Annotated in this window: 8 protein-coding genes; 7 read left to right on the top strand and 1 reads right to left on the bottom strand. The window is 45.4% G+C overall.

Annotated features, from left to right (window positions below; genetic code table 11):
* Positions 1-256: 256 nt before the first annotated feature.
* Positions 257-385, bottom strand: a complete 129-nt coding sequence (locus H6F74_RS30590; RefSeq protein ID WP_277875808.1) for a hypothetical protein — start codon at positions 383-385, stop codon at positions 257-259.
* Between the two features lie 471 nt (positions 386-856).
* Here H6F74_RS30590 and H6F74_RS16445 point away from each other — a divergent pair, with 471 nt between their 5' ends.
* The 7 genes from H6F74_RS16445 (at position 857) to H6F74_RS16415 (ending at position 18,313) form a co-directional block, all read left to right on the top strand.
* The gene (locus tag H6F74_RS16445) at positions 857-8,887 is read left to right on the top strand and encodes a DUF4347 domain-containing protein (protein ID WP_190442961.1); all 8,031 of its coding nucleotides are present in this window, start codon (positions 857-859) and stop codon (positions 8,885-8,887) included.
* Between the two features lie 245 nt (positions 8,888-9,132).
* Positions 9,133-11,844, top strand: coding sequence for a right-handed parallel beta-helix repeat-containing protein (locus H6F74_RS16440; RefSeq protein WP_190442959.1), 2,712 nt, complete (start codon positions 9,133-9,135; stop codon positions 11,842-11,844).
* A 256-nt stretch (positions 11,845-12,100) separates the two neighbouring features.
* On the top strand, positions 12,101-13,108 hold the full coding sequence (gene trpS, locus H6F74_RS16435) for a tryptophan--tRNA ligase (protein WP_190442957.1): 1,008 nt from the start codon (positions 12,101-12,103) through the stop codon (positions 13,106-13,108).
* A gap of 557 nt (positions 13,109-13,665) precedes the next feature.
* Positions 13,666-14,649 carry a methylenetetrahydrofolate reductase gene (locus tag H6F74_RS16430; protein ID WP_190442956.1) on the top strand — a complete coding sequence of 328 codons (984 nt, stop codon included), beginning with the start codon at positions 13,666-13,668 and terminating at the stop codon, positions 14,647-14,649.
* Positions 14,603-15,625: an isochorismatase gene (locus tag H6F74_RS16425; RefSeq protein WP_190442954.1), complete on the top strand. Its 1,023-nt coding sequence runs from the start codon at positions 14,603-14,605 to the stop codon at positions 15,623-15,625. Before H6F74_RS16430 ends, H6F74_RS16425 begins: the two co-directional genes overlap by 47 nt.
* 82 nt (positions 15,626-15,707) lie before the next feature.
* The gene (locus H6F74_RS16420; protein ID WP_190442952.1) at positions 15,708-17,051 is read left to right on the top strand and encodes an ATP-binding protein; all 1,344 of its coding nucleotides are present in this window, start codon (positions 15,708-15,710) and stop codon (positions 17,049-17,051) included.
* The gene (locus H6F74_RS16415; protein WP_190442950.1) at positions 17,051-18,313 is read left to right on the top strand and encodes a tetratricopeptide repeat protein; all 1,263 of its coding nucleotides are present in this window, start codon (positions 17,051-17,053) and stop codon (positions 18,311-18,313) included. Before H6F74_RS16420 ends, H6F74_RS16415 begins: the two co-directional genes overlap by 1 nt.
* The last annotated feature ends 3 nt before the right edge of the window (positions 18,314-18,316 follow it).

Raw genomic sequence — 18,316 nt, 5'->3', positions numbered from 1 at the left:
TGCCGTTTTTGACGACGTGAGTTGACTGACAAACGGGGCAAGTTGGTTGGGAATCAGACATAGAGCTTCTGATGGAACTGTATTTCTCCTATCCTTACATCTTTAGGACTACCGATAATTGAAATACTTTTGCTGTCAATGCGCCTCGTGCTTCGGAAATAACCTGTTCAATATCAGCACCAGATACAACAGTCACCGCAACTGCGATCGCTTCCTCTACCAGAGGTGCTTCTCACAGTCTCACCTTATCCGGCTGTTATTGTGAGATAAATTCTAACGCCATTCCTGCACTCAGTACATCGCTACCTAAATCCATCAGCTTTACTAGCACTTGCACTCCAAGAGCCAGCTTTTGACTGTCAGATACGATGACAATTCCAACCATTATTTAAGTATTATCACTTATCTGTTGTCAGGTATTTTCCACTGACTATGAAGCGAGTATGAAGCTAGTGTTTATTTTATATAAAATTTTTATTCTTTTATAAGCAAAATTTTTCATCCCTCTTAAGATTGACATATTTATAAATATGTCACGGATGCAGAAAATCCAAGATATGCGATCGCGCTTTTGAGCCATCTTTGCTACAACCGCCAAAAACTTATCTTCCATCAGGGTTGGAGATTGACGAAAAAACCTAAAAGCTTGTCTAAGTAAGCTTTATTAGAAAAAAGTCAATTATAAACCTAAAAATGGTGATTTATAGAAATTTTTGGGAATTATGGAACTGAAACTGCCGAAATCGTCATTTAACTGACGTTTTTCACAAAATTCAAAATTTGTCAAGGATAAAAATTTGGGGATGCGATCGCGTTCCCGTTTCTCTGTCTAACCAGGTATATAGAAGGATTAATTATGCAATTCCAGAATAACTCAGCCGCAAATCAAGCACCAAGCAACTCTATTGAGACAGCAAACAAAGAGATAGTATTCATTGATACAACGGTTAAGGATTACCAGAGCCTTATAGCGGGTGTCAAAGCGGGTACTGAGGTAGTTATCCTCGACTCGGCACGGGATGGAGTAGCGCAAATCACACAAGTGCTGGCGGGACGCAGCAACATCGCCAGCATTCATATAGTCTCCCACGGTAGCGAAGGCAGCTTGCAACTGGGGTCAACCCAAATCAACTCAAACAACCTCGAAGCATACACCAACTCTTTGCAGCAATGGGCAAATGCTTTAACCCCTGACGCTGACATTCTCCTGTATGGTTGCAACGTTGCAGGTGGGGAAACAGGGGCGGCTTTCGTCCAACAACTTAGTCAGCTAACGGGTGCTGACGTTGCTGCTTCCAATGACGTGACGGGTAGCGCAGCTTTAGGCGGTGACTGGGATTTAGAAGTAGCTACAGGGAAGATTGAAGCACCTCTGGCATTTAAGTCTGAGGCGATGCAGACATATAAATCGATTTTGCCAACTCAAGAGATTATCATCAACGAATTTCGGCGGGGTGGGCAGTTTCAAGGTGATGAATATGTTGAACTTTTACTGACGCAAGACCTTACTGCGACTCAACTTCAAAGCTATTTTGTTGGCGATTCAAATAGTACAACGCAGTCAAAGCTATCAGCTTACCGTTTCACCAATATGGTGAATATTGCTCCTGTCTTCAAGGCAGGAACAATCATTGCGATGGGCGGTTCAACGGCAATTCCTACCCAAGATATTGCCTACAACCCTCTGCCGGGTGGAAGTGATGCTGATTGGAACATCCAATTGCAAATTACCTCAGGTTTTGGTGGTCAGTTTCTTTTTAATGACTTAGCGGCAGCTAATATGTTTGGAGGCGATTTTGCAGCCTCCGATGTAGCTTGGGTAGATACTAGCAGCAATGGGTTCACCTCAATTGACTCTATTGCATGGCCTACTTCTGCTTCGGGAACATTTGGAAATGCTGCTAAGGTAAAAATTTCTGCACCAAGTAATGGTAGCAATGTCGCGTTCACCAGCGATATAACAGGTGTTAATATCACTGGTAACTACGCCCTCAACAGTCTGGGTTCCCTTGGTTTACCCAACGGCGGCACCAATACTACTTATATCAACCAGCTGCGAAATCCAATCAATCTTAATCCTGTTATCACTCTGCCTGGTGCAACCGTCTTCTACACCGAGAACGCAGCCGCCACAGTAATTGACAGCACCGCCACTGTCACTGACACAGACTCTCTCAACTTTGACACCGGGAAGCTGACAGTAGATTTTACGCCGGGTGGTACGGCATCTGACCGTTTAGCGATTCGCAACCAAGGTAACGGTGCTGGTCAAATTGGGCTAGATGGCGCAATAGTCAAATACGGTGGAGTGCAAATCGGCACCTTCACAGGTGGGACTGGCACCACTCCCCTAATCGTCACCTTCAACGCCAACGCCACACTCGACGCTACTACTGCACTGCTGCGAAACATCACCTATCAGAACGCCTCAGATAACCCCAGTCCCACTCCTCGCACCGTCCGTTTTGTCGTTACCGATGGCGATGGTGGCACCAGCACCGCTGTTACTGAAACCATCAACGTTACAGCTGTCAACGATGCGCCGATTATTGGTGCTTCGGTAATTAAATACGATGGCTCATTGAATACCACGCCCAACGCTCAAGGATTTACATACATCCCCTTTGGTAGTGCAACGCAAAGTGCCTCCGGTGGCGCGACTACCCTGGATACCACTACCACTCCAAACACTTATGCTGGCTATTTCGCTAACAGCGTGCCTACCCTAAACCGCACTACTGGTTACACCGTCAACTTCACCGCCCAAGTTCTCTCAGAGAATCATACGACGAGCGGCACCGCTGATAAAAACGGCGATGGCATTGCTGATAGAGCTGGTTTCAGCATCATAGTTCTCAGCAGCGATAAGAAAGGCATCGAATTAGGATTTTGGGATAACGAAATCTGGGCGCAGGAAGATGGCACAACTCAGGCAAATCCAGGTACAAATCCTTCTGCAAGCAACAACCAACTTCTGTTCACCCATGCTGAAGGCGCTACCTTCAACACCACTACAGGTTTAATTCCCTACCAGCTAACAGTTCTGGGCGATACTTATACCCTCTCAACAGGCGGCACCACCATCCTCAGCGGCAAACTACGGGATTACACTGCCTTTACTGGAACTCCCAATCCCTACAACACTGGAAACTTGATTTTCTTGGGCGATGACACTACCTCTGCCAGCGCCAAAGTAAAGTTATCAAATGTGTCAGTTACGACTAATAGCAGCTTTGCGCCCCAAACAGTTGCTGAAGATACGAATTTATCCATCACAGGAGTTAGCGTGTTTGACGTGGATGCTGGCAACAGTCCCATCACCGTCACTCTAGAAGTCAACAACGGTGCTTTGACCGTCAACTCTTCTGGGTTAACAGTTAGCAACAACGGCACGGGAAGTGTCACCCTCACAGGCACCCAAAGCCAGATTAACGCTAACTTAGCCGCCACTAACGGACTGCTATACCAAAGCAAGCAAGACTTTAATGGTAGCGACACTCTCAAGATTACAGCTAACGATGGTGCGGCGACTAGCAATATCAAGACGATACCGATTACCGTCACCCCAGCCAATGATGCCCCGGTGTTAAATAATACTGGGAGTCCGGCACTAACAACAATTAACGAAGATGTTAGCGTTGCCAACAACAATGGGACTCTGGTTTCTAATATTATTGCCAGTGGTGCTGGCGGCAACCCCATCACCGATGCAGATGCAGGTGCAGTAGAAGGAATTGCTGTCATTGGGGTAGATAATACCAACGGCACTTGGCAGTATTCTACTGATGACGGAAGTAGCTGGAATAACTTTGTGGTGTCCGCTGCTGCTGCTACCGTACTAAAGGATACAACAAGCGATCGCATTCGTTTTGTCCCCAATGCCGACTTTAACGGCACTGTCACCCCAGGCATTACCTTCCGCGCTTGGGATGCTTCTGACGGACTCGCCAGTGGTACAACTAATGTAAATCCTGGGACTGGTGGCGGCGCGTCTTCCTTCAGTATCGCTACTGAAACAGCAAGTATTATTATTAACTCAGTTAATGATGCTCCCAGTTTCACCAGTGGGGGAAATCAAAATGCGATCGCAGGCTCTGGATTACAAACTGTAGCTGGATGGGCAAGCAATTTCAATCCTGGTGCAAGCGAATCAACTCAAAGTGTCGATAGTTACATAGTTAACGTCACCAGCAACCCTAGTATCTTTTCTACTCCGCCGACCATTGACCCGCTGACAGGCAATCTTACTTATACTCCTACTGCAACAATTGGTACAGCTACTACAGCAACAATTGAAGTCCAAGTCAAGGACAACGGCGGCACTGCTAACGGTGGTGTCGATACTTCAGTAGTGCAAACCTTTCAACTTACCGTCAACCCTGGAACGCCGACAGTTAGCATCCAAGCGATAGATGCTGATGCAGCAGAAGCGGGCGCAAATAGTGGAACTTACCAGATTACTCGGACTGGCAACACAACAGGCAGTTTAATTGTAAAATTTGCCGTCAGTAACAATAGTGCCAGTAGTGGTGACTACACCCTAACAGATAGTAACGGCAATGCGATCGCTATCTCAAATGGAATTGCCACCGTCACTCTATTAGATGGACAACCGTCTTTCAATATTACTCTTACCGCTGTTAACGACATCCAAGCTGAGGCAGCTGAAACACTAAAGTTAGATTTAGTAGCTGACGGGGCGTATGCGATCGCATCTTCCCAAAATACCGCAACCGTCACCATCGAGCAAAATGACACGGTAGTAATTAACACCAACGACAGTGGCGAAGGTTCGCTACGACAAGCAATTATCAACGCCAACGCCTTGAGTGGAACCGATACCATCGGGTTTCAAATTGGCAGCGGCTTACAAACAATTACACCCCTGTCAGCCTTACCTACCATCACCGACTCGGTAATTATTGACGGCACTACTCAGCCTGGATTCTCTGGTACTCCCATTATTCAATTAAGTGGAAGTGGGACGGGTACTGGACTGACAATCTCTGCGGGTAGCAGTACAGTGCGCGGCTTAATTTTTAATGGTTTTCAGGATGGGATTGAGTTAAGCGGTGGTGGCAATAATGTTATTGCAGGCAACTTTATTGGGACTAATGCGGCGGGTAATGCAGCCGCAGGTAACTCCCGGTGGGGCGTGTTTATCAACGGTTCCTCCAACAATATTATCGGGGGGACGACGGTAGCGACGGGCAACATTATTTCCGGTAATAGTTTCGGTGTCGTCGTCTTCGGTAGCGGGAATCAAATCCAAGGTAACTACATCGGTACTGATGTCACTGGCAATATTGACTTGGGTAATAGTGCTGACGGTATAAGCATCCAAGGAACCAACAATATCATTGGCGGGACGACAACAGGCGCACGGAACGTCATCTCTGGCAATAATCAGAATGGTGTCATCATTAGCCAAGTCGGTTCCACCGGAAACCAGGTATTAGGGAACTACATTGGCACTAATGCTGCTGGTACTGCCGACTTAGGCAACACTCAGAATGGTATAGAAATTCAATACGCACCGAATAACATTATCGGCGGGACAACGGCAGGTGCAGGTAATGTTATTTCTGGTAATAACAGTAACGGTATCTGGATTACAGGCAACACTGCTACGGGGAACCAAGTACAAGGCAACTACATTGGCACCAAAGCTGATGGTAGCAGCGCTTTAGGGAATACTATTCGGGGAGTGTGGCTTACCGATGGTAACAATAATACTATTGGCGGGACAGCAGCAGGAACTGGGAATGCGATCGCTTTTAATGGTCAAGGGGTGTTGGTTAGTTCCGGCACTGGCAATGCTATCCTGGGGAACTCCATCTTCTCCAACACTAGCTTAGGAATTGATCTTGGCACTACTGGCGTAACCCCTAACGATGTTGCAGATGGTGACGCGGGGGCAAACAATCTGCAAAATTTCCCGTTGCTTACTTCTGCGGTTTTAAATGGTGTCAACACAACAGTTACAGGAACGTTCAATAGCAACCCCAACACTACATTCAGGCTGGAATTTTTCTCTAACACAGCCTTAAATGCGTCTGGTAATGGTGAGGGTAAAACATTCCTTGGCTTTACCAATGTAACGACTGATGCCAGTGGAAATGGCAGCTTTACGGCTAATTTGGCGACGGTGGCATCGGGTAACTTTATTACCGCAACAGCAACCAATTCCAACAACACCTCCGAGTTTTCCACCGGAGTAGCCGTTACTACACTCGTCAGTATCAATGCTATAGATGCTACTGCTGCTGAATCAGGCACCAATACAGGCATTTACCAGATTACTCGTACTGGTACAACGGGCGATTTGACAGTAAATCTTGCTGTTGATGGTAGCAGCACTGCGATCGCAAGCGACTACAATCTCAGTAGCGGCGGTTTGTCTGTGGTGATTCCGGATGGGGAGAGTTCTGTCGATGTTACTCTTACTGCTGTTGATGATACTTTGCCAGAGTTAGCGGAAACGCTGCGGCTAAACTTGGCGACGGGTGCGGGTTACACCATTGATACTGATAATAATAATGCTACGGTAGCGATCGCATCCAACGATACTATTCAATACGCGATTACCACTGCTTCCCCAATCACTGAAGGTGACACTGGTAAGCAAACCGTTACCTTTACTGTCACACGCAGCGGCGGCATTGGCGTAGCGAGTACCGTTGATTATGCAATTGGCGGGACTGCTACTTCTGGCACGGACTATAACAATATTCTGGTTAGGGGTGGGGGAACTGCCCTTTCTGGCACTATTAATTTTGCTGCTGGTGAAACGACTAAGACGATTATGTTGGATGTCTTGGGTGACACGACATTTGAACTTAATGAAAATATTTCTGTCACTCTGAGTAACCCTAACCTGACGGCTGCCCCAGAAAGTTCTACGATTACTACAGCTATAGCACAGGTGACGGTTGTCAACGATGACAATCAACCTACTATCAGCATCAATAATGTCAGCGTAACTGAAGGAAATAACGGCACAACTAACGCTACCTTTACTATTAGCCTTTCTAATACAAGTAGCGAAACTGTCAAGGTAAATTACGCCACCTCTGACAGTACAGCTACCACAGTTGATGGCGACTATACCAGCGTTACATCAACACCCATCACCTTCAACCCTGGCGAAACAACCAAAACCATTACTGTTGCTGTCAATGGTGATAATAAATTTGAGACAAATGAAACCTTCAACGTCAATCTCACTGGTGCGACTAATGCCACCATTGTTGATAACACGGGAGTTGGTACGATTACTAATGATGACAATCAACCTACTATCAGCATCAACGATGTCAGCATAACTGAAGGCAACGACGGCACTGCTAATGCCATCTTCACCGTCAGCCTCTCCAACCCCAGCAGCTTACCCGTCAGCATTAACTACGCCACAGCAAATAATACCGCGATCGCTAATAGTGACTACACTACTACGAATGGCACTTTAACTTTCAACCCTGGAGTCATCACTCAAACCATTAGCGTTCCGGTTGTCGGCGAATTGGTTGGTGAAGCAAATGAAAGCTTTTTTGTCAACCTTTCCAACCCAATCAATGCCACAATTCCTGATAACCAGGGTATCGGCACCATCATCGACAACGACGCGGCTGGGTTCACCTTTTCCCCGATCAGTGGCAACACTACGGAAGCCGGAGGAAAAGCCACCTTCACCGTAAAATTGAATAGCGCCCCCACCGCTGATGTGACAATTGGTTTAACCAGTTCTGACACAACCGAAGGCAAAGTCTCGGCATCTAGCCTTACTTTCAGTGCCAATAATTGGAATATCGCCCAGACTGTAACCGTCACGGGTGTTGATGATGCGATCGCTGATGGCAATATTCCTTACAGGATTATCACTGCCCCAGTAGTCAGCACTGATAGTAAATACAACAACCTTAACCCTAACGATGTCGCTGTCACCAACATCGACAATGATACGGCTGGCTTTACCATCACCCCAGCGAGGCGACTACAAACCACCGAAGCAGGTGGAAAAGCCAGCTTCACCGTGAAACTCAATAGCCAACCGACAGCTAATGTCACTCTTGGTTTAGTCAGTTCTGATACCACCGAAGGCATTTCCACTTCTAGCCTCACCTTCACCTCCAACAACTGGAATGTTGCACAAACTGTTACTGTTACGGGTGTGGATGATGCAGATGTTGATGGTAACATCGCTTACAAGATAGTCACTAAACCAGCCGTCAGCGCTGATAGCAAATACAACGGACTTAACCCGGTTAATGTCGCTGTTAGAAACGCCGACAACGACACTGTAGAATTTAACGTGATTAACGGCACATCAGTTTCTGAAACATTGGTGGGAACCACTCAACGCGATCGCATCTATGGTTTCGGTGGACATGACACCATTTCCGCGGGACTAGGAAACGACCAAATTTACGGTGATGATGGCAACGACACCCTAATTGGCGATATCAGCAATAGCTTGGTTGCAGGTGGCGATGACTTTATTTATGGTGGTACAGGAAGCGATCGCATCTATGGCAACGATGGCAATGATTTCCTCTACGGCGAGTCAGGAAACGATCTAATTTTCGGCGATTCTGGCAATGACCTTATCAGAGGCGGCTTAGGCAATGATATTGTTACGGGTGGTGCTGGACGCGATACTTTTGTCCTTGCCAGAGGCGAAGGCACTGACATCATCCAAGACTTTCAAATTGGTAGTGACTTCATTGGTTTAGCTGGCGGTTTGACTTTAGGTCAGGTGTCAATTACGCAAAGAAGCAGTCAAACTGTGATTACTAATAACTCGAATGGTGAGGTTTTAGCAGCTTTGAATAATGTTAATGCTGCTACTTTCCAAAGCTACGCTGCCAGCACTTTCGTGACTATCTAAGTGTAGGAAAACAGGATTCCTAGAAGGTAAAGTCGCTGCACCTATGTCAATGGGTGCAGCGAACTGATACCATCAAGTCGGCGATATCATACGCCACAATCCAAGGACGCGGAAACCCCGCCTCTACAAAGTGGAGCTTCACTCCCCCAATCCCTGTGTACAAGGGTAAGGGTGCAGCCAGCAGCTACCATTAATGCAATATTATTTAGTTGAAAACACCATATCCTTTAGGTCGGAGAAAAAAAATGCTTCCGAAAAAATCAACTTCATACTTGTGCGCCACTTTATTAGTTTCCGGGTTAGTTTCGGGAATACTCGCCACCACCGCCACTGCACAAACCATAGAATCTTTATCTGAATTAGAAGTAAAAGTAGACACCACCACTGTAGAAAATGATTTACCTGTAACTGAGGCATCTGAGGAAACCCAAAAACTCGAAGTCGAAACTAATACTACAACTTTTGAAGTAAAAAATACTTTACCCCCAATTACAAATCCGAAAAAATTGGCAGATGTAGAGTTGCCGCCTCGCACCTTAAACGAGTTTGGTAAAATCTCGCCGGAAGTTAACGCCGAACCCGCACAAAATCCTCCAATAAGTAGCCAGGAAACCGCACAAACAATCGCAACACCAACCGAATCAACTGTAAAAATTCTTCCGCGTGTGGGGGTAAACTTTACTAGCGGCCCAGGTGTTGGCTACTCTAGTTCGTTTACTAGCTTAGAAGGTTTTCTACCTCTATCTTCAGGTAAAACTAATAACCTGCCATTTCTAGATGGACGAGTCCTATTATCAACAGAAAATGCTCTCATCAGCAGTAATTTGGTTTTAGGTTATCGCACTTACAATCCTAAAGATAACCGCGTCTATGGCGGTTATGTCGCCTACAACACCCGCGACACAGGAAATAGCAACTTCAACCAATTAGGTGTAGGAGTTGAAAGCTTAGGTGATTGGGATGTTCGCGCTAATGCTTATATACCAGTTGGCGACACCCGCCAAAAGACACAAGAAACCATTTCTAATAATAATTTGTCTTTATCAGAACCTGCATTCCAGGGAAATTTTTTAGCGCAGACTCGAACTCAGCAAGGACAAATTAACCGCCGTTTTGAAGCAGCGATGGCAGGATTTGATGTTGAGGCTGGTACAAAAATTGCTCAGATAGGTAAGACGGGCGATCTGCGGGGTTATGCTGGATTATATTATTATGATGCTCCAGGTAGTGCCGATATTTTGGGGTTTAGCACTCGTTTAGAAGCCCGTCCTACTGATAATTTGCGACTAGGAGTTTCGCTTTCAAATGATGCTACTTTTGGGACTAATTTGGTGCTGAGTGTGGGGGCGAATTTCCCTGGCACTCGTCCGAGAAATATAGGTAAAGAAAATACGGTGTTGGCGCGTTTGGGAGAATCTGTCGCCCGAAATGTAAATATTGTAGTGGATGAGCAACAGGAAGTTGAATCATTTACACGACAAGAAACTATTTTTGTTACTAACCCGAATACTGGTCAACCTTGGAGATTTCAACACGTTAATTTGGGGATAGGAACGGGTAACGGCACATTTGAAAGTCCGACTGGAGATGTTGCTTCAGCTTTGGCTGTGGCGCAGCCGGAGGATATTGTTTATGTGCAACCAGGGACAAATCCAAGTATTCCCGCCTTCCAAATTCCTGATAGGGTGCAGGTGCTTTCTACTGGCCCCGTACAGCTGATAAATACAGTAGAAGGTAATTTACAATTGCCGTCCTCTGGTGCTGGTGTGCGTCCACAGGTGACAGGAACGGTAACGATAGGTAATAGAACTACGCTTTCTGGGTTTGAAATTGCTACTACTACTGGTGCTGGTATTGCTGGGACAAATATCAGCGATGTGACAATTCGAGAGAATGCGATCGCATCTTCTGTAAGCGAGGGTATCTTACTTCAGAATGTGACTGGACAGGTAGCGATCGCTAACAACACAATCAACAATTCTGGTTTGGAAGGCTTCTCTTTGCGTAATAATCAAGGGCAAGTCACTCTGTCGCTTACAGAGAACAGTATTGCCAATAATGGTGCTGCTGCTGACGATGGGGACGGAGTTAATGTCGAACTTAGCAATAGCGCCACAGGGACGTTCACCATAGAAAAGAACGCGATCGCTAACAATAGCAGTAATAGTGGCATCGCAGATGGAATCGAAATCAGAATTATAGATAATGCTTCTGGAACGTTTAATGTTTCTAATAATCAGATAAGCAGAAATCAGTTTAAGGGCATTAATATTCAATTTGACTCTACATCCTCTGGGACATTCAATATTACCAACAACAGTATTCAAGAAAATCTTGACGACGGGATTACTCTGCAACTGAACGATAAAGCAGCTGGAACTTTCAATATTTCTAACAACCCTGAGATTTCTCGAAACGGCTTGTTCGGTATTGCCATCTTACTGTCCAACAACACTTCGGGAACGTTTAACATTACTAGCAATACAATTCGAGAAAATCAAAATAATGGGGTGAATATTCAATTAAACGATACAGCAGCGGGAATCATTAATGTTTCCAATAATCAGCAAATTGCTAGAAATGGATTGACCGGGGTTTTTACAACGACAAGTGAAACATCTCAACTCCGGCTAACAATTGACTCGAATCAAATTTCCGAAAATTCTTTTACGTCGCTTTCTATTAACAGTTTTGGTTCTAGTAATACTTTTGCTACTGTCGCTTTAAACACTTTAACTGGCGGCTCATTGGGCGATTTAGAAGTGATAACGAGTGGGGTTAATGATATTGTTTGCTTGCGATCGCGTCAAAATACAATTGGCAATCTTTTGTTAGATGATAGTCTTGGGGGGACGATACAGGCAGAGGATGGAATATCCACTAATAATATTGGCACAAGTAATGTGACTAATTGGTCGGAAACGAATGTAGCGGCTGGAAGTTGTGGTTTCCCGTAAAAGGTAAAGTTAAATCAATTCTACCAAATATAGCAATCCTCGGAATTGTGATCCAGCCCTTCAGATACCCGACTTCTTAAAGAAGTCGGGTATCTTGCTTTGACCAATCATTTAGGAATGCTATAGGTTGTAAACCGTATACACACGAAAAATTTTGTCTGTCTGTTTTTACCAGGGTATCGTCACAAGACGCAAGAAAATGTCAAACTAAATAAATGTGTTTTTTTAACTTTCGCAAACAGTTAAATTTAAGTTTATGGCAAGTCAGCGCGTTCTCTCTGGAGTTCAACCAACCGGAAATCTGCATTTAGGTAACTACCTGGGAGCAATTCGCAACTGGGTAGAAGGTCAAAGCCAGTATGAAAACTTCCTCTTCATAGCAGACTTGCACGCAATCACAGCACCACACGATCCAGCATCGCTGACAGCTAATACTTACAACCTCGCTGCTGTGTATCTGGCGTGTGGTCTCGATTTAAACCACTCCACTATCTTTGTGCAATCCCACGTCTCGGCGCACAGTGAACTGATGTGGTTGCTAAATTGCGTTACGCCGCTTAACTGGCTGCAAGATATGATCCAGTTCAAGGAAAAGGCGGTAAAGCAGGGGGAAAATGTCAATACTGGTTTGCTGGATTATCCGGTGTTGATGGCGGCGGATATTTTACTATATCAGGCGGATAAGGTGCCTGTGGGTGAAGACCAGAAGCAGCATTTGGAATTGACGCGGGATATTGCTAATCGGTTTAATTATCTGTTTTGTCGGGAAAATCCGGTGCTGAAGTTGCCAAATCCGTTAATTCGCGCTGAGGGTGCAAGGGTGATGAGTTTGACTGATGGAACGCGCAAGATGTCTAAGTCTGACCCTTCGGATATGAGTCGGATTAATTTGCTCGATACTCCAGAACAAATTCAAAATAAGATTAAGCGTTGTAAGACTGACTCGGTACGCGGTTTGACGTTTGACGATTCCCAACGGCCGGAAGCACGAAATCTGTTGACTCTCTACACTATACTTTCTGGAAAAACTAAGGAAGAAGTGGCGGCGGAATGTCAGGATATGGGTTGGGGAAAGTTTAAGCCGTTGCTGACAGAAACGACGATTAACGCCTTGAAACCAATTCAGGAAAAGTATCACGCGGTGATGGATGACAAGGGTTATCTGGAATCGGTGTTGCGGGATGGAAGAGAAAAAGCCGAAGCGATCGCATCCTCTACCCTCTCCCAAGTAAAATCCGCTATGGGTTATTCCGTACCATTGTGAGGATAGCAGTTAAAGCCCTGAACTAAAGTTCGGGCTAATAGCTAAAGTCAGTTAAAACTGACTGAAATACAGAACAGGTAAAGGTTTTAACCCGTTTTAACGGGTTTCAGCTTTCAGCCTGAAATTTATTTCAAGGCTAAAGTTCAGGCTAATAGCTAAAGTCAGTTAAAACTGACTGAAATACAGAATAGGTAAAGGTTTTAACCCGTTAAAACGGGTTTAAGCTTTCAGCCTGAAATTTATTTCAAGGCTTGTGGCTTCCCATCAGTAGTAGAGAAAATGAATTATGGAAGGAAAAGCAGGTAAAACTAAACCATCTCAATGGGATGACATTGATGCTGAGTGAGTCATCCTCAGTTGAAGTTAAGTTTACTGATGAATCTGGGCGCAGACGATATTCAGTCTGCGATCGCGCAGTTTCAAGAAGGTAATGGTAATCAGTAGAAGAATCCAGGCGATGGGATTGAAGGATGAAGGACAGCTGAAATTTTACAATTCTTACAGCACAATTCACACTCTCTTTATCCTTCATAATCCATACTTAACAAAAAAACCAAATGCCTACCATCCAAAACTCAATGCTGTTTAAATCTTTCCGTAGCGCCGCCGAAGCTGGTGAATTTCTGATTACCGCAGAGGTAGCACCCCCCAAAGGCGGGAATCCAGTCCACATGGTGGAAATGGCGCAAACCCTCAAAGGTAGGGTTCATGCAGTTAATATTACTGATGGTAGTCGGGCGGTGTTGCGGATGTGTCCGTTGGCGGCTAGTGTAATTTTATTGCAACACGGAATCGAGCCGATTTGTCAGATGGCTTGTCGCGATCGCAACCGCATCGGACTGCAAAGCGATCTCATGGGCGCTCATGCTCTCGGCATCCGCAATATTTTAGCGCTCACAGGCGATCCGGTGAAAGCAGGCGATCATACTGATGCCAAAAGCGTATTTGATCTGGAATCTGTGCGATTGCTGGGTTTAATTAAAAAAATGAATCTCGGTTTCGACTGGAACGACAAACCCCTCACAGATGGTGCTACAGATTTATTCGCTGGTGCTGCTGTTGACCCCCAGCTGGCAAGTTGGTCAGGGTTGCAAAGCCGATTTGAACGTAAACTAGAAGCTGGAGCGCAATATTTCCAAAGCCAGCTGATTTGCGATTTTGACCGTTTGGAAAAATTTATGGACAAAATTGCTGCTGGCTGTGGTAAGCCAATTATGGCGGGAATTTTTCTGCTAAAGTCTGCCAAAAATGCCCAATTTATTAATCGCTGCGTACCTGGTGTAAATATTCCCCAAGACATCATCGACCGTTTAGCAGCAGCAGACGATCCATTGCAAGAAGGGATGGCGATCGCAGCTGAACAAGTCAAATTGGCTAGTCAACTCTGCCAAGGTGTTCATATGATGGCTGTAAAGCGGGAAGATTTGATTCCCGAAATTCTGGATATGGCTGGAATTGCACCGCTAAACCAGTTAGTGTCAGCAGGAACAGAAGATGAACGCACAAACAATAAAGCAACTGCCAATTCCGTCGCACTTTGATGCTAAAAAGGTGGGAGAAGTTTGGCGAGTGCCATATCAGCAACGGGCAGAAGACGCGAGGAATTGGGCAAAAAAGCACGATATTCCTCCATCTAGCGAGGATAAAACTCGCATTTGCCTGTTGTTGATTGATGTGCAGAATACCTTTTGCATCCCCGACTTTGAATTATTTGTCAGGGGTGCGGTAGATGATAATGTGCGGTTGTGCGAATTTATCTATCGGAATTTGGGGAAGATTAGCGCGATCGCACCCACAATGGATACTCACACCGCTATCCAAATCTTCCACCCCATCTTCTGGATTAACGACGCTGGAGAACATCCCACCCCCGCCGCCACGATGATTACACCGGAAGATATCCAGCAAGGTATCTGGAAGGTAAACCCAGCAGTTGCTGGAATTGTCGGTGCAGATTACTCTAATCTTGTTTCACATACTTTGCATTATGTCAAGCATTTGAGTGAAAAAGGCAAATATCCGCTAACCGTATGGCCTTATCATTCCATGTTGGGCGGTATTGGTCACGCCTTGGTTTCTGCGGTGGAAGAGGCGTTGTTTGTTCACTGCATTGCTAGGAATAGCCAAACGCGGTTTGAGGTAAAGGGAGACAATCCTTTAACAGAAAACTATTCTGTGTTGCGTGCGGAAGTATTAGAAGGAGTGAATGGAAACCCTATTGCCCAGAAGAATACAAAATTTATCGAGTATCTGCTAGAATTTGATGCTGTAATAATTGCTGGTCAAGCAAAAAGTCATTGCGTTGCCTGGACAATTGATGATTTTTTGACAGAAATTAAAGCCAAAGATGCCAGTCTTGCTAAAAAAGTTTATCTATTGGAAGATTGCACATCGCCCGTTGTAGTGCCGGGAATAGTGGATTATACAGAACAAGCTGATGAGGCTTTTGCCAGATTTTCGGCGGCGGGAATGCACCTAATTAAGTCAACTGAACCTCTCGAAATTGGTAATCTATAGTGTCAAATAATATTATGAGGCTCTGCCGCATTATAAACATTCCCAGTCGGAGACGGGGAAGGAGTATAAGGAATAAAAACGAATGAGTAGCAGTAATGATGCGATCGCGTCCCTCCGAGAGGCTTTAAAATTTTCTCCCGATAACGTACCTTTACGGCAACATTTGGCAGAAACTCTGCTAAGTTTGGGACAGCCAGAGGAAGCCGAACAAGAGTATCGCCAAGCCTTAGTTTTGTCGCCTGAAAATCAGCAGCTAAAATTAGGTTTAGCTCGTGCTTTCTACCAACAGGGAAAGTATACCCAAGCGTTGGTAATTGTAGAAGATCAAATTAAGCGCTTGGATTGTCCGGCAGGTGCTTTTTTACTTCATGCGCGTCTTCTCTTGAACGCGGGTGCGGTGGAACAAGCTGTCCGTCAGTACCACCGAGCCGTTGACACCGATCCTGCTGTCAAAGATGCTGATTTTGCCGAAAGGTTGGGAATTGGGGCAGAGGAGGACGTGCAAGAGGTCGTAGACGGCAAAATTCGGGCAGGGTTGGGAGACTTTCCGACTTTAGAGGATACCCAAGTCGAAAAACCTGCGATCGCATTCCCAGATGTTGGCGGTATGGAAGCGGTCAAAGACGAAATTCGCCTGAAAATTATTTATCCCCTCAAACAGCCGGAACTGTACAAAGCTTACGGCAAGGCAATTGGGGGCGGAATTTTGATGTACGGCCCTCCGGGTTGCGGTAAAACTTACCTTGCTCGTGCCACAGCTGGGGAAATTAACTCTGGTTTCCTTTCTGTAGGCATCAACGATGTATTGGATATGTGGTTGGGCAACAGCGAACGCAATTTGCACGACCTTTTTGAGCAAGCCAGACGCAACCAACCTTGTGTATTATTTTTTGATGAAGTTGATGCTTTAGCTGCCAGTCGTGCGGACTTGCGACAAAATTCTAGCCGCATGGTAATCAACCAATTCCTGTCAGAATTAGACGGCGTGAGAAGTTCTAATGAAGGGGTATTAATTTTAGCGGCAACTAATGCACCTTGGCACTTAGATTCAGCCTTTCGCCGTCCGGGACGCTTTGACCGCATATTATTTGTACCGCCGCCTGATGCTGAAGCAAGGGCGGCAATTTTGCGCTTGTTGTGTCGAGGTAAGCCAGTGGAAGATATTGACTACGACCATTTAGCCAAGAAAACTGAGAATTTTTCCGGCGCAGACTTAATGGCAGTTGTCGATGTGGCAATAGAAAAGAAGTTAGCTGAAGCGATGAAAGTAGGTATCCCAAAGCCACTAACTACCAAAGATTTAGCATCGGCGGCGGGAGGAGTGAAACCTTCGACAAAAGAATGGTTTTCGACTGCTCGGAACTATGCCTTGTATGCTAATGAGGGCGGATTGTACGACGACATCCTCAAATATATGAAATTCTGATGGGCGTACACTTAGAACGGGCGCAATTGCTAATTGGGCAATCCCGGTACGAAATGGCAGAGAAGGAACTGCGACAGGAGTTAACCCAGTCGCCGGATAGCGCGATCGCGCACGCTCTTTTAGGCTTGTGCTTAAGTTACCGCCAGAAGCACCAGGAAGCAACACAAGAAGCTCAGATAGCAATTGGGCTGGCTCCTGATTGGGCGTATGCTCATTACATCTTGGCGTACATTTTATGCGATCGCGAGCATCTCAGAGATGCTGAAATATCGCTAAGTGAGGCAATCCGAATTGACCCGGCAAACTCAGGTTACTTCGCCTTGCGATCGCGCATTCGATACAACCAAAGACTTTGGCAGGAAGCCTTAAATGCGGCGCAGCAAGGCTTAGCTATTGACCCGGAAGACGTGGAATGCTTAAATTACCACGCCCTCGCCTTGTCGCAGCTAGGACGCGCACAGGAAGCTAAGACAGCCATTGAGGATGCGATCGCTAAAGACCCAGAAAACGCCTCCAGCTATGCTAGTTTAGGCTGGATACTCCTGACGCAGGGAAAAAACCCTAACAAAGCTTCCGAAAGTTTCCGCGAAGCACTGCGACTCAATCCTACATTTGAATGGGCTAGACAGGGAATTGTCGAGGCGATGAAAGCCAAAAATCCCATTTATAGGGTAATGTTGCGATACTTTCTCTTTTGCTCTCGATTAGATAATCGTCCTAGATTGCTCTTCAGTATTGGCTTATATTTTGTCTTCCGCTTATTAGCCGGTGGACTCGCTGTTGCCAACTTAAACCCTTTACTATGGTTAATAGTTATTGCCTACATTTCATTTGTAGTTCTTACCTGGATTGCTGACCCTCTCTTCACCCTATTACTAAGATTTGATAAATTCGGAAGATTAATTCTTTCCGAAGAAGAGATTAACAAATCAAACTTATTTGGCGGATTGTCGCTTTGCATCATAATTGCTGTTGCTGCTTGGTTTACTACAAAAAACCCCAACGTTTTAGCAGCAGCAATCTCTTTAATATGGTTCTTGCTACCAGTCTCGGCGACCTTACAATGTCCGGCGGGAAGCGCGAGAAAGTTTATGACAATTTACACAATTATTTTAGCGATCGCGTGGCTAATGATCTTAGTTTTACAGCTTTTAGAATACCCTAGCATATTAACAACAATTTTCTTTAGCGTTTTCTTCCTGGGAGGGCTGCTTTCCACCTGGGTTGCGAATGCACTAATGGGAGTTAAACAAAACAAATAATTG

This window comes from Trichocoleus sp. FACHB-90 (genome assembly GCF_014695505.1).
In the GTDB taxonomy this organism is placed as follows: domain Bacteria; phylum Cyanobacteriota; class Cyanobacteriia; order Cyanobacteriales; family FACHB-T130; genus Funiculus; species Funiculus sociatus.
The sequence above is the reverse complement of the archived record's forward strand: the minus strand, read 5'-3'. Positions and strand labels throughout refer to the sequence as shown.

What these genes read in the sequence shown, in the direction of transcription:
- H6F74_RS16420 (WP_190442952.1), top strand. Translation starts at nt 15,708, where the DNA reads ATGAGTAGCAGTAATGATGCGATCGCGTCCCTCCGAGAGGCTTTAAAA.
- H6F74_RS16440 (WP_190442959.1), top strand. Translation starts at nt 9,133, where the DNA reads ATGCTTCCGAAAAAATCAACTTCATACTTGTGCGCCACTTTATTAGTT.
- H6F74_RS30590 (WP_277875808.1), bottom strand. Translation starts at nt 385, where the DNA reads ATGGTTGGAATTGTCATCGTATCTGACAGTCAAAAGCTGGCTCTTGGA.
- H6F74_RS16425 (WP_190442954.1), top strand. Translation starts at nt 14,603, where the DNA reads ATGAACGCACAAACAATAAAGCAACTGCCAATTCCGTCGCACTTTGAT.
- H6F74_RS16415 (WP_190442950.1), top strand. Translation starts at nt 17,051, where the DNA reads ATGGGCGTACACTTAGAACGGGCGCAATTGCTAATTGGGCAATCCCGG.
- H6F74_RS16445 (WP_190442961.1), top strand. Translation starts at nt 857, where the DNA reads ATGCAATTCCAGAATAACTCAGCCGCAAATCAAGCACCAAGCAACTCT.
- trpS (WP_190442957.1), top strand. Translation starts at nt 12,101, where the DNA reads ATGGCAAGTCAGCGCGTTCTCTCTGGAGTTCAACCAACCGGAAATCTG.
- H6F74_RS16430 (WP_190442956.1), top strand. Translation starts at nt 13,666, where the DNA reads ATGCCTACCATCCAAAACTCAATGCTGTTTAAATCTTTCCGTAGCGCC.